Annotated in this window: 11 protein-coding genes; 6 read left to right on the top strand and 5 right to left on the bottom strand. The window is 61.5% G+C overall.

Going from position 1 to position 11,694, the window contains the following annotated elements:
* Positions 1-42: 42 nt before the first annotated feature.
* From DL238_RS09775 to DL238_RS09765, 3 genes are all read right to left on the bottom strand, one after another.
* Positions 43-804 carry a hypothetical protein gene (locus DL238_RS09775; protein ID WP_115492087.1) on the bottom strand — a complete coding sequence of 254 codons (762 nt, stop codon included), beginning with the start codon at positions 802-804 and terminating at the stop codon, positions 43-45.
* A gap of 83 nt (positions 805-887) precedes the next feature.
* The gene (locus DL238_RS09770; RefSeq protein ID WP_115492086.1) at positions 888-1,454 is read right to left on the bottom strand and encodes a hypothetical protein; all 567 of its coding nucleotides are present in this window, start codon (positions 1,452-1,454) and stop codon (positions 888-890) included.
* Between the two features lie 89 nt (positions 1,455-1,543).
* Positions 1,544-2,089: a hypothetical protein gene (locus tag DL238_RS09765; protein ID WP_115492085.1), complete on the bottom strand. Its 546-nt coding sequence runs from the start codon at positions 2,087-2,089 to the stop codon at positions 1,544-1,546.
* Between the two features lie 273 nt (positions 2,090-2,362).
* On the opposite strand from DL238_RS09765, the gene DL238_RS09760 reads away from it, so the two are divergent.
* From DL238_RS09760 to DL238_RS09750, 3 genes are all read left to right on the top strand, one after another.
* Positions 2,363-2,671, top strand: coding sequence for a hypothetical protein (locus tag DL238_RS09760; protein ID WP_115492084.1), 309 nt, complete (start codon positions 2,363-2,365; stop codon positions 2,669-2,671).
* 179 nt (positions 2,672-2,850) lie between these two features.
* Complete coding sequence (locus DL238_RS09755) at positions 2,851-3,756, top strand: hypothetical protein (RefSeq protein WP_115492083.1); 906 nt, start codon at positions 2,851-2,853, stop codon at positions 3,754-3,756.
* A 238-nt stretch (positions 3,757-3,994) separates the two neighbouring features.
* Positions 3,995-5,863, top strand: a complete 1,869-nt coding sequence (locus DL238_RS09750) for a coiled-coil domain-containing protein (protein ID WP_147291008.1) — start codon at positions 3,995-3,997, stop codon at positions 5,861-5,863.
* Positions 5,864-5,873: 10 nt separating this feature from the next.
* Here the strand turns inward: DL238_RS09750 and DL238_RS09745 are convergent, their stop codons facing one another.
* Complete coding sequence (locus DL238_RS09745) at positions 5,874-7,460, bottom strand: ATP-binding protein (RefSeq protein WP_199798042.1); 1,587 nt, start codon at positions 7,458-7,460, stop codon at positions 5,874-5,876.
* 543 nt (positions 7,461-8,003) lie between these two features.
* Between DL238_RS09745 and DL238_RS09740 the strand changes: the two genes are divergently transcribed.
* Positions 8,004-8,594 (top strand): DUF305 domain-containing protein, encoded by a 591-nt coding sequence (locus tag DL238_RS09740; protein ID WP_115492081.1) that lies wholly within the window; start codon positions 8,004-8,006, stop codon positions 8,592-8,594.
* Between the two features lie 3 nt (positions 8,595-8,597).
* Here the strand turns inward: DL238_RS09740 and DL238_RS09735 are convergent, their stop codons facing one another.
* Entirely contained in the window at positions 8,598-8,897 is a 300-nt protein-coding gene (locus DL238_RS09735) for a metal-sensitive transcriptional regulator (protein ID WP_115492080.1), read from the bottom strand.
* A 77-nt stretch (positions 8,898-8,974) separates the two neighbouring features.
* Here DL238_RS09735 and DL238_RS09730 point away from each other — a divergent pair, with 77 nt between their 5' ends.
* Both DL238_RS09730 and DL238_RS09725 read left to right on the top strand, forming a co-directional pair.
* Positions 8,975-10,687, top strand: coding sequence for a copper resistance system multicopper oxidase (locus tag DL238_RS09730; protein ID WP_115492079.1), 1,713 nt, complete (start codon positions 8,975-8,977; stop codon positions 10,685-10,687).
* Positions 10,684-11,685 carry a copper resistance protein B gene (locus DL238_RS09725; protein ID WP_115492078.1) on the top strand — a complete coding sequence of 334 codons (1,002 nt, stop codon included), beginning with the start codon at positions 10,684-10,686 and terminating at the stop codon, positions 11,683-11,685. The genes DL238_RS09730 and DL238_RS09725 overlap by 4 nt, the downstream gene beginning before the upstream one ends.
* Positions 11,686-11,694 lie beyond the last annotated feature (9 nt).

Below are 11,694 nucleotides of genomic sequence, written 5' to 3'. Positions count from 1 at the left end.
ACTGTGATGGTGGGTTAGGGCAAGCCGAGGCCCGTACTTTTTTCAAGCGTGCGCCCCCTGAACCAATTGCGCCATTCGCGCAGCAACCCTCTCCGCCATGTCCGAGCATACACTCGTGAGCATCGGTTCCCCAATGCAGCCGGGACGCTGGCGCAGGTATCCAGCGATCAGCGCGTAGACGGCCTCAGGGATCCGCAGTCCCGGCGCGCCTTCGACCCTGCGCCATGCAACAAACGCGATGCTGGCGAACAGACTGTCCAGCTCACAGTGCTGGCGCAGGTGGTCCCATTCGGTCGAAGTATGAGCCTGCAACGGGCAAGCCTTATCCAGCAGCAACCCCACCGGGAGGCCTAGCCGGATAAGAACTTCGGACAGGTGATGATACTTCCCGGTTCCCGCCGTCATGGCCGCGCTCACATCGATATGCTGACGTGACCGGTGGCCCGATGGCTCGCGCCGCAATTGCCCGGGCAGCGGCAGGTCGTTTGCCATTGAGGCGAGCGTCAGCCGCACAAGGTCAGCGCTGGCACCACCCCAGGTGACGACTGAATGCTCCGGTTGGCTGATCAGGTGGTTCGACAGGCGGCCCAGGATTTCCGCCTCGCTATGATCGTATGCTGTCCAGCTCGCTACGGGGCCGGTTGATACCCTGCCCTGTTCATCCAGCTCGAATTGGAAGGCGCTGGCTGCGGTAATGACGCGGCAGGCTTCGCGGGCTCTATTTTGATCCGGGTCGATGCATTCGTAGGCTTCCTTCAGGTAGGGATCGAAGGTGCTCTCGGTGTCGATGGCGATGTATTTCATTTCATGGCTCCAGAAACGCCAAGGGCCGCACGAAGGCGGCCCTGGCAGGTGTTGGTGATGGTGGTGGGAAACGTGACGGCGGGTCAGAACGGTATCCTGGCCGCCTCCAGTGCGGACCAAGCTCGCCAGGCTGCGACGAGCAGGTGCCGGTCGCTGACGTCGTCGACCATGGTGGTGACCCAAGTCAGCCAAATAGCCTGCGCGCGGTCTGGCAGGACGGCAATTCGCAGGGCGTCCTCTGCGTCATCTCGCGGCCAGTGGTAGGCAAGGCCAAAGGCCTTGGCCCGATCCTCGATCGCGCGTTCCGCCGAGCCTAGCATCAACAGCGAGCCGAACCGGCCGGGTTCAAGGTTTAGGAAGGGAAACGAAGAAACAAGATCGTCTGCGCTGAACTGCATCGCCCTTGCCCCGCGATCGACCGGGTCCGCCCGCTCCACGACAGGGGCAAGCACATTCCCGCCCTCCGGGACCTGCTCCAACAGCAACAGAATCGGATGCATGTGCGAATATTTGGCGGCGTGCCCCCGCCGAAGGTCGAAAGCGATGGTCTCCTCGTCCTCGCGGGTAGCAGTGAAGGTGACGAAATCTAGTAACCTGCCGTCACTGTCGTAAGCAGCTGCATGGCTGGTGATGGATTCGTTAATACGCATGATGTGGTCCTTTCCGAGGGCCAGATGCGCAAAAGGGCCAGCGGCCTCGCGGCGCCGACCCTTTCGCGAGTCATTTTGGATTGATGGGTTCAGGCGACCTGAAAAGCTTCAGCGTCGCCTGCGGACAAAAGGTCGTTGTCAACTTCAAGCATGTCCAAAACCCCAGAAAGCAAGGTGACCATTTCCATGGTGGCCGCTGCCATCCGCTTCGCTCCACGCCGAACCGCAGGGCCCAACTTCCACCCTGACGGCACGGCCTGGCGCCGAATAAGGCCACCTTCTCCAACAAACACCAGCTCATGAGTTCGTGGGGCATATAGCTTTAGGCGACTGCCGTTTGCGCTCACGACCGGGACGCAGGCGCGCAAGAGCTCGACCCCGATATCCTTGTGGAAGGCGACCACAATCTCGGTCGGCTGATCCGCGTCTCCAGACTGCCAATTGTCAAAAACGACATCGCAGCCGGCCTCCATCGCAGCACCTACCAAATCTGACTGCAGCTCGGCCTCCGTCAGCCCCAGCGTGTTCCTGAAGCCTGCGGGCGAGATGCTGTTCAAGCTATCGTCGACCATCGCGCAGCACAGGCCATAGGAATAGGCTGTCATCCTCATTACCTGATCGTAGTAAGTATTCATTGTATTTCACTCTTGCTCGTGTGGCAGCCGTCTTGCGGCTGGAGCCCCTTTTTCCTTCATCTGGAAGGCTCACTCGCCTTTCACATTCAATCTGGAAACTAACTCCCTATATGAGCGCCAAAGTTGGTCGCGAACAGATCGCATTGGCTGACCATCTTCCAATGCAGCCATGCAGGGCAACAAAATTTCCCGCATGAATTTCTTGGGCGTATATTTTGAAAAACAATTCCATGCCTGTTTGGCATAAAATTCAAAATTCGCTATAATAATGAAATGGATCAAGCGGATCGCCTCGAAGAAATGAATCATGGAGAGCGCAAGAACCTCTCTGATTCTGCAATCGAAGCGATTGGCAAACTTCTTGCCGCAACTTCCCTTATCTTGCAGGCCCTCAAAGGCCTGCCTCCTCTCGATCCGATGCTGGCCCGCAATGCGGGGCAATTGAAGGCGATGCTGGCAGCATTCGCGAGCCTGGAGCTTACCCGCCGAACATACCGGCGATCACAGATTGCCGCGGCGCTTGCGGCTATCCGGCAATTCCGGATGCTCTGCCGCCCCGCACAAGTGTGGGCTGCGCCCTAACCTTCCGAGCCTCGTCAATTCGATAGGCGCCACCGCTTCTACGCGGGCGCGCCTCTGCAATTATACGCGACATCGACCATCCCCATGAAATCGAAGTGCGAGACCTGCGATATCGCAGGGCTCGCAGGTCTCGCAGGTCTCGCAGGATGACATGCCGCGCTCGATGAGAGTTCGGTGCAATGAAGAAGAGTGAAGATTGGGCCACAAAAACAGAACTGTTTAAACGGCTCGACCAACTGGCCCAGGATAAAGGATTTCCCCCAGAGGAGATGAAGATCTATTCCGCAGCCAGAGCGTTGGGGATCGAGCCAAATGGCCGTTTCTATGCTGTGGCAAGAGAATGGGCGGAGTGTCGTGTCGCAGAACGCGACCAACCGGAAGTCGATGTTTCGCCGGAGGCGCAAACTGGCTTCCGTAAGGCCCTCGAGACCTTCTCGGACGACGCTATGGGCCATTTCCAGCGCGCACTGCGCATGGCAGTCAATGACGTCAACGGTGCTGCCTTGCTCCGGATTGCGGCGGCCGAGCGGCGAGCCTCAAAGGAACAAGCGGCAGCCGATGAAGTGATCGCGTCATGGGTGGAGACCGAAGAGGAACTCCGCGCTGTGCGGCAGAAGGTCGAAACCCTCGAGCGAGAACTGGCTGAAGGCAAGTCCCGCGAGGAGCGCCTGGCCGGGCGCCTCGAAGAACGCGGGGCTATCATGCAAGAGCAGGTGCAGGCAGCCAAAGCGAGGACGGCCATAGCGAAGGCACCTGAGCCATCGCCAGACATCGCAAGTGAGCAGGATGGTCGCCCTGCTCAATCGCTGGCTGCAACTGATGCAGCGCAGACGCCGGCACGCGCGCCCGAGGTTGCATCGGATCGGCCACAGGCAGGGCCGGCAGGCAAACCGTCAGGGAGCCAGCCGCCCCTGCCCGATGGCAGGAAAGCCGAGGCAACAGCGTCCGATGACAAGGCGTCTGCTGCTCACAATTCCTTGCGTGACGATAGACCGTCGGCAAGCGAACCTGACCGCCCTGAGGGTGGCCAGAGTGAGCTTCCGCTCGCAAGCAGCGATCCTGCCCGCAAAGGGGAGGATCGGTGATGGCGCATACGGTCAATCTGTCACGCAAGTGGCGCCTCCTTTCAGGGGGCGCCACGGGTGAAGGCATAGCATGCCGGAACCCGGCTTCCCTGTATTCGGGGAAGCCTCGAACCGCAGCAAACAGCGCAGGTTCGACGGGGGTCCAGGGGCTCTCCCCTGGCACGCCTTTTTTCCCTGCGGGAAAAAAGTGTAGCGTGTACTCCTTTTTTTCTACCTCTGCTTTCGCCGGGGGTGGATCATGAAGCTCAGCCCCGTTTCCGGCTGCGCCGGCGCCGTCAGAGTACAAAAGCTAAACCTTTCAGAACTTCGCAAAGCCGAACGTCACGGTAAGCGCCTGGACGCTACTGGCAAATCACGCGCGGTGTTCGAAGCTCCGCCCGTGACAACAACCGGACCTGACCTCGAAAAACTGTATAAAGCTCACGTTGCCGATGCATTCGTGCCGACGGCCAAGGCCATTGCCATTCATGTCTTGGTCCAACTTCCCAAAAATTTGATAGACGGCGAAAATCCGGACACCTTGCTGAAATATGCGCGCGGGTTCGTTGAAACCGTATTCGGCTCCCATGCGATCTTCGCAGATCGGGTCGATCGCGATGAGAAGGGGCGAACGAACGTCGATCTGTTCGTTACGCCGAAATATCTCAAAAGGACCAAGCACACCGAAAAACTCGCAGTCTCCATGACGCGAGACCTAAAGGCTGTGGCTGACAAATATGGTCGGAAACAGCACAAATGGGATACGGGGCGTGCGCTTCAGGATGCGCTCTATGACTACCTCAAAAACACCGTCGGCCTGGAGGGAGTTAAACGTGGGGAGCCCAAAAAATTCGCGGGCTCCGACTGGGAGACTGCCGAGCAGCTACGCATGGAGGAGCTGGCGGAAAAAGAGAGGCAGATTGAGGCAGAGCTCAGGCGCGCGCGCGCCGCTGCAGCGAAAGCCGAGCATGATGGGATTCTCCTTGAGCAGAGCCGCGCCGAAGCCGAGAGGATAGTCCTCGAGGCTGACGAGAGAGCCCGCATAGCCATGCAGGAGCAAGAACGCACCAATCACGAAGTGGAAGATATAAAAGCAGCCCTGAAGCGACAAGAAGACGAACTTGCCAAACGCACTGCCGAAGTCGCTGAAAACGGCAGGAAGGCACTGGTCGATGCCGAGGCAAGCCGGCAAAACCGGATCGCAACGGAGGCGGCATTGGCTGAAGCCACCGCCCATCGCGAAGCCAGACAGGCAGACCGCGAGACAGATGCGCAAAAGCGCGCTCTGCATCAAAAGCAACTTGCCCTCGTCGCTCGCGCCTCTGACGACGCCAATGGCTTGGACTTGAGGATCGCCAGCAACACCTTCACAATGTCCAGCTCGAAGATGACCGAGGATGAAAAGGTCACACAAGCCACCAAGTGGCCAGACTACATCATTGCCATCGCCCGAACCATCGCCACCACTCTGCAGAAATTACGAGACATGGCTGCCAGCTTGGCGCAGCGCGAACTGGTAATGGCAAAGCGGGATGCAGCGTTGGACAAGCGCGAAGCCGAGCTGAAGCATAACCAAGCCACTTACGCTGCTGATCGCGCCGAGCACGAAAAGAGGTTGGTCCAGTTCAACGTCAGGACGAGCAGACTTACGGAAGCCGAGAAGGCCGCTGAGAAGGCCGCTGCGAAGGTCGCGGCGGAAGCACAGAAGAAGCTGCAGGACGCGGAGTTTGACGCCTTCGTGACGAAGGCTGAGCGCGAAGAGCAGAACAAATGGTTCACGGCGATGCAGGCCTTGGAGGCTCTATCTGAAGAAGTGAGCGTTTCGCCCAACGGGCGTATTTCGGTCACGCCAAATGCCGAAAGGGCTCTTCCAGCCGCAGTCGCGGACCTTCTGAAGAAGGAGCCCCCAGAATGGGCGACGTGGCTGGTTGGCCAGCGCCATGATCTCGCAGCGGCCAAGCGAAAGGCGGATGAGAGCACGCAAGCAGCGGACGCCGCTGCTCAGGAGCTCGCAGCGATGATCGAGCAGGCGGGGCCGCTGCTGACACCAGCCAAGAAGCCAATCGTGAGCGAGGCCCAGCAGGTCCTCGCGCGGCATGGGTTCCCCCCGCCCGATTTTGGCGTTTGATGCCGCGCACTCAGCCTGTCGGGAAAGAGAGGCCAAACAATAGCTCTAGGACTTCTTCGACCAGCTTCCGGTAGTCATCCACCTCGCGGTCGCTGATCGGCACCGTCGTCCTCTCGTGTATTAGCTTGTTGCGCAGTCCGTAGTAGAACTCGGCTTTCGTCACCATCGCCGGCGTCAGGCCGGAAATCTTCCCTCGCACTTCTTTGATAACGGTCGTTCGTTGACCGAGGATCGCTTTGATCTGCTTGTCGCTATAAGCCTTGGGAGGGAAGGCGGCCTTGTTCGTGACGATGAACTCCTTAAGGGCGATCTCAAAGTTGCTGTCCAGGAGGATTAGCGCCGCGCGGTTGCGCGTTTCAACCTTCACACGCTTCACAGAGTCGACCATCACCATGGCCTCGACCAGCCCAACGGTAACCGGCTGGTCTGCCATGATGGTCGCGTTGAGCTGTCGCGCTCTCTCGAGATATGACGCGCGCCGTCCCCGCGGGAGCTTTGGCAAAACCAGCCTCGCCCCGTCGATGATCTCGTCGGCGTCGACTACCTCGACCTCTCCGACTGAGTGCGCGAAGACGTCCTCCTCCCATGTGTTCTTTAGCCGGCGCGACAACTTGCTGTAGTAGCTGACGAGCGCGATCACATTTGCCCGGAGCTGCATGAACGAGGGGTGCGCGATATTCACGCCGCTCTTACTGCTATTCCACGGCATAAGCTCCGGGCTGCCCTCGAGACGCACGATCACCCGGCACAACGATGCGTCAGGGTGCGGCACGCCGGCCTCTCCGGTAACAAAGTATCCGACGTCGCGCTCACGCATCTCCTTCACGATCAATCGGTCATTGCAATAGATGTAAACGCCGTAGTTTTCGCCCTCAGGGTCGCGGTCCCCGATAAGCCCCGCGTTCATCACCACCTGGAGATCGCGCTCGCCGTCAGGTTTGATGGTAAAGCCTAGCGTGCGCGGCGGATAATCGGGCGGATACGACCAAACTTCGAAAGTCAGTCCATCGACCGCCGCGCCGTTGAGCCTGATCTCGCAGTCTGGTCCGATGAAGCGGCCATAAATCTCGCCGAGGCTCCTAGCCATGCGGTCGACATCGGCCTTCCCGAACGGCTGGCGGAGCTTCGACACCTCAACGATTGTCGTTCCGGCCTCAATCTGGGCGCAGTCGCCATAGCCGATGTCCCAGCTTTCGTCCTGCAGCCACTCGTCGTCGATCCTGATCTTGAAACTGCGACCATTCCCATGACGGGAACGGATCTCAACCAGCTCGCCCAGAGCAACTCCGGCCCGCTTGCCGCCGACACCAAAGATCCCGATCCGGTTCTCCTCAGACGCCTCGCGACTCGCACCCGGCGCGATCAGCAGCCGCAGATCTTCCTCCCTAACCCCTCCGGCGTCGTCCTTCACCGTGATGATCTGCCGCGCAGCGTCTAGAACCAGATCGATAGTAACCTTGGATCTGCGGCCGCCAGCGCCCCAGAAATCCAGCGCATTATCGATCAGCTCGCACAGGCCGGTGCGCATATCGTAATCCGCGATCATACCGCGAAAGATGTGCTTCTCGGGCGTCCCGTCGATCGTCTGGTCCGTCACAATGCACTTTCCCCCTGGAAATAGAGCTAGCCGAAACCGGCGCAGTGAGAAAGACGTCCAGCACGTAGGCTGTGATGAGGAGAAATAGGTTGCAGCGGGAAGGAAGGCTTGAGGCCCTGTGCTCGCAAAGCAGAACAGCAGAAGGTGGCCCCTAGTCGGCGTCCCGACTGGCTCAGTTTTGCCCTTCCCGTTTTGTGCTTCCGGGCTCACGACCACATGTTGATATCTCGGGCTTGCACCCTGCCCCGGCGCATGTCACATGCTGGTTCACCCACCGGATTTCGGTGGTGCAAGCCTGCGGTTTTCCTGGCTTTGCAGATGGTCGGAAAAGTGGACTCGCATCCTCTCTCCCCGACCAATTTTCTTCGCTTTCGCCAATGATCCCCGCGACTCGGCGCGCCGCCGCCGGAGAGGACGCCCATGTCGGGCACCTAGGTCCTCTATCGCGAACCAGAAATTCGACGATGGCGAGCAGTTTCCAAGCGCCTCCTGTTTCGGAACCCGATACCCCCCGGGGGTGTATTTCCTGACAAGGAGGCAATTATGGCTAGCGAAAACGCGACCACGAACGATCGGCAACACCAGAGCAAGTGGCCGACCTTTGCGGCCATGATCGCGACGTCCATCGTCACGATGTTCGTGCTCAAATATTCGAACGTCTACGAGGCCGGGCACATCTGGTTCAGCCAGACCCGCATGTGGATGGCGCTGATGATGGGCATGGCGATGATCGTCATCATGCTCGGCTTCATGTGGGGCATGTACAAGACCTTCATAACGAAGGTGCTGGTCATGGCGGGCGCGGTACTGGGCTTCATCCTGTTCCTGTTTCTCGCGCGCAGCCAGGCGACGGTCGACGACGAGGCATGGATGAAGGCGATGATCCCGCATCACTCGATCGCCGTGCTGACCAGTCGCCGCGCCGAAATCAGCGATCCGCGCGTGCGCGAACTCGCCGATGCGATCATCGAGGCGCAGGTGAAGGAAATCGCGCAGATGGAAATGCTGCTCGAAGATATCGAGGAGAACGGCGAACAGGGCGATGGAACCGCCCTCCCCCCTCGTACCGCCGAGCTGACGGCAGAGTTGCGCCGAAAGGCCCGCGAGGATGCCGGCTTGACCGGCGCCGAATAGGCGTCAGCGCCGCTTGGCGAACAGCTCGACCAGCTCTTCGAATTTCTCGCGCTGGTCGGCTTCGTCGCCGCTGGCGATGGCTTCGGCCACGCAGCAGGCGGCGTGATCCTTCAGGACCTGCGTCTCCACCTTGGCGAGCGCCGATTTGACCGCCTGCATCTGGTGCAGCACGTCCATGCAGTAACGATCGTCCTCGATCATCTGCGCGAGGCCGCGCACCTGCCCCGCGATCCGGTTCAGCCGGTTGATCTTCGCGGTCTTCCCGTCTGCCGTTTTTGCGGTGCTCGTATTTGTTGCGCTCATGGCCCTAGGTCCAGTTGTCATACCCCATGGGGGTATATATGTGGTGCAGCACAGGATCAACAGAGTTGCACGCCCCCATGCCCCCCATCTCCCGCCGCAACCTTATCCGCAGCACCGCCGCACTCGCCGCAGCCAGCGCCCTGCCCATGCCCGCCTGGGCGCGCGGCGCGTCGCTCACCCATGCCAAAAACGGTTTCGGCGAAGTCGCGGGCGAGGATATCGAGCTCGCCATTCGCAACCACCATTTCAGCACCGGCGGCCGTTCGGGCCACGCGGTAGCGGTCAATGGCACCGTGCCCGGGCCGCTCATCCGCCTGCGCGAAGGCCAGAACGTGCGGCTGCACGTCACCAACCATCTGGAGGAGGACAGCTCGATCCACTGGCACGGCCTGCTCGTGCCGTTCCAGTTCGACGGCGTGCCCGGCGTCAGCTTCCCGGGCATTCGCCCGGGCGAGCGCTTCACCTACGAATTCCCGATCCGCCAGAGCGGCACCTACTGGTGGCACTCGCACTCGGGCCTGCAGGAACAGGCGGGGCACTACGGGCCGATCGTGGTCGAAAGCGCCGACCCTGATCCGCGCTACGACCGCGATTACGTCGTGCTGCTGAGCGAGTTCACGCCGATGCATCCGCACGAGATCATGCGGAAGCTCAAGGTGGGCGAGCACTATTTCCAGCGCCAGATGCTGACCGCGACCGAAGGCGAGATGCCCGGCGAAATGCGGCGTATGTGGGGCGAGATGCGGATGAACCCGCGCGACATCTCGGACGTTACCGGCAGCACCTACACCTTCCTCATCAACGGCCACGGGCCTGCCGACGATCTGCAACTCGCGTTCAATCCGGGCGAGCGCCTGCGCCTGCGCGTCATCAACGGATCGGCGATGACCTTCTTCAACGTGCGCCTCCCGGGCGTGCCGATGACCGTCATCGCGGCCGACGGGCAGGACGTGGACCCGGTAGAGGTTGAGGAATTCCAGATCGGTGTTGCCGAGACCTACGACGTCGTCGTGACCCCGCCCGATGGCAGCCACGCGATCGTCGCCGAGGCGGTGGACCGCAGCGGCATGGGCGTGGCCAGCCTCACCTCGCACAAGGGCCACCGTGCGACCCCGCCCGCGTTGCGCGAAATTCCGACGCTGTCGATGGTCGATATGGGCATGATGGACCATTCGGGCATGGCCGGGATGGAGGGCCCAAAAGCCATGAGCGGCGGGATGGACCACTCGATGCGCGACAAGTCCCTCGTGCCCGACGACGTGAAGGTCGGCCCGGGCGTGGACATGATCGCGCCCATGCCGATGGACCGGATGCACTTCCCCGGCCTCGGCCTAGACAATGTCTCGCACCGCGTGCTGCGCTACACCGACCTCAAGGCGAAGCGGATGAACCCGCACCGTGAGGTCGACCGGGAGATGGAGATCCATCTCACCGGCAACATGGAACGCTACATGTGGAGCTTCGACGGCAGGAAATTTACCGCCGTTACCGACGATCCGATCCGCTTCGGCTACGACGAGCGGGTGCGGGTGAAGCTGGTCAACCAGACCATGATGGCGCACCCGATCCACCTGCACGGTCATTTTTTCGAGCTCGTCAACGGCGCCGACCACATGCACCAGCCGCTCAAGCACACGGTGGTCGTGCAACCGGGCGGCACCGCCACCTTCGACCTGACCGCGAACGAGCCGGGCGACTGGGCCTTCCACTGCCACCTGCTCTATCACATGCATGCCGGCATGATGCAGGTGGTGACCGTGCGGCCCTTCCCCGCAGGAGGCGGGGCATGATGCGCGCCGCACTGCTGGCGGGCGGCATGCTCTTCGCCGCCCCGCTCGCCGCACAGGATCATTCGGCGCACGGAATGGACGCCGACGCGCAGCCGGAAATGGACCACTGCGCGATGGGCCACCTCCCGCCCGAAAAATGCCCGCCGAAGGACGACGCGGAGCCTACCGCGGCAATGGACGACACGATGGCCGGGATGAGCCACGGCTCGCATGGTGGCATGGCCGACAAGTCCGCTCCGGGCGCAGCGCCCGAGGATGCCCTCCCGCCGCGCGCGCTCGAAGGGCCGGAACATGCCGCCGATGCGATCTGGGGCAGCGGGGCGATGGCGCCCGCGCGTCGCCAGCTCGCGCGCGAGCATGGCGGGATTAGCACGGGCATGATCCTCGTCGAACGGCTCGAGGCGCGGATCGCGACCGACGGCGGTGAGGACGGCTACGTGTGGGATGCGCAAGGCTGGTATGGCGGCGACATCAACCGCTTCGTGCTCAAGACCGAAGGCGAAGGCGAGATTGGCGGCGCGCTGGAAGATGCCGAAATCCAGGCGCTCTACAGCCGCGCGATCGGCCCCTTCTTCGATCTGCAGGCGGGTGCGCGGTTCGATCCCGAACCCGACAGCCTCACGCATCTGGTGGTCGGCGTGGCCGGCCTCGCGCCCTACATGTTCCATGTCGAAGGGGCGCTGTTCCTGTCCGACCGGGGCGACCTGACCGCGCGGATCGAGGGCGAATACGACCAGAAGATCACGCAGCGGCTCATCCTCCAGCCCCGCATCGAGGCCGAATTCGCCGCGCAGGACATTCCCGAGCGCGAGATCGGCGCAGGCGTCACCAAGATCGAGCCGGGCCTGCGCCTGCGCTACGAGATCGTGCCCGAATTCGCGCCCTATATCGGCGTCGAATACGAGGCGAAGCTGGGCGAGACGGCGGACATCGCGCGCGCTGGCGGCGAAGACCCCGACGGCCTCAAGGCCCTGATCGGCCTGCGCGCCTGGTTCTGATCCGGGGAA

Source organism: Alteriqipengyuania lutimaris (assembly GCF_003363135.1).
GTDB lineage: Bacteria > Pseudomonadota > Alphaproteobacteria > Sphingomonadales > Sphingomonadaceae > Alteriqipengyuania > Alteriqipengyuania lutimaris.
The sequence above is the reverse complement of the archived record's forward strand: the minus strand, read 5'-3'. Positions and strand labels throughout refer to the sequence as shown.

What these genes read in the sequence shown, in the direction of transcription:
- DL238_RS09775 (WP_115492087.1), bottom strand. Translation starts at nt 804, where the DNA reads ATGAAATACATCGCCATCGACACCGAGAGCACCTTCGATCCCTACCTG.
- DL238_RS09770 (WP_115492086.1), bottom strand. Translation starts at nt 1,454, where the DNA reads ATGCGTATTAACGAATCCATCACCAGCCATGCAGCTGCTTACGACAGT.
- DL238_RS09765 (WP_115492085.1), bottom strand. Translation starts at nt 2,089, where the DNA reads ATGAATACTTACTACGATCAGGTAATGAGGATGACAGCCTATTCCTAT.
- DL238_RS09760 (WP_115492084.1), top strand. Translation starts at nt 2,363, where the DNA reads ATGGATCAAGCGGATCGCCTCGAAGAAATGAATCATGGAGAGCGCAAG.
- DL238_RS09755 (WP_115492083.1), top strand. Translation starts at nt 2,851, where the DNA reads ATGAAGAAGAGTGAAGATTGGGCCACAAAAACAGAACTGTTTAAACGG.
- DL238_RS09750 (WP_147291008.1), top strand. Translation starts at nt 3,995, where the DNA reads ATGAAGCTCAGCCCCGTTTCCGGCTGCGCCGGCGCCGTCAGAGTACAA.
- DL238_RS09740 (WP_115492081.1), top strand. Translation starts at nt 8,004, where the DNA reads ATGGCTAGCGAAAACGCGACCACGAACGATCGGCAACACCAGAGCAAG.
- DL238_RS09735 (WP_115492080.1), bottom strand. Translation starts at nt 8,897, where the DNA reads ATGAGCGCAACAAATACGAGCACCGCAAAAACGGCAGACGGGAAGACC.
- DL238_RS09730 (WP_115492079.1), top strand. Translation starts at nt 8,975, where the DNA reads ATGCCCCCCATCTCCCGCCGCAACCTTATCCGCAGCACCGCCGCACTC.
- DL238_RS09725 (WP_115492078.1), top strand. Translation starts at nt 10,684, where the DNA reads ATGATGCGCGCCGCACTGCTGGCGGGCGGCATGCTCTTCGCCGCCCCG.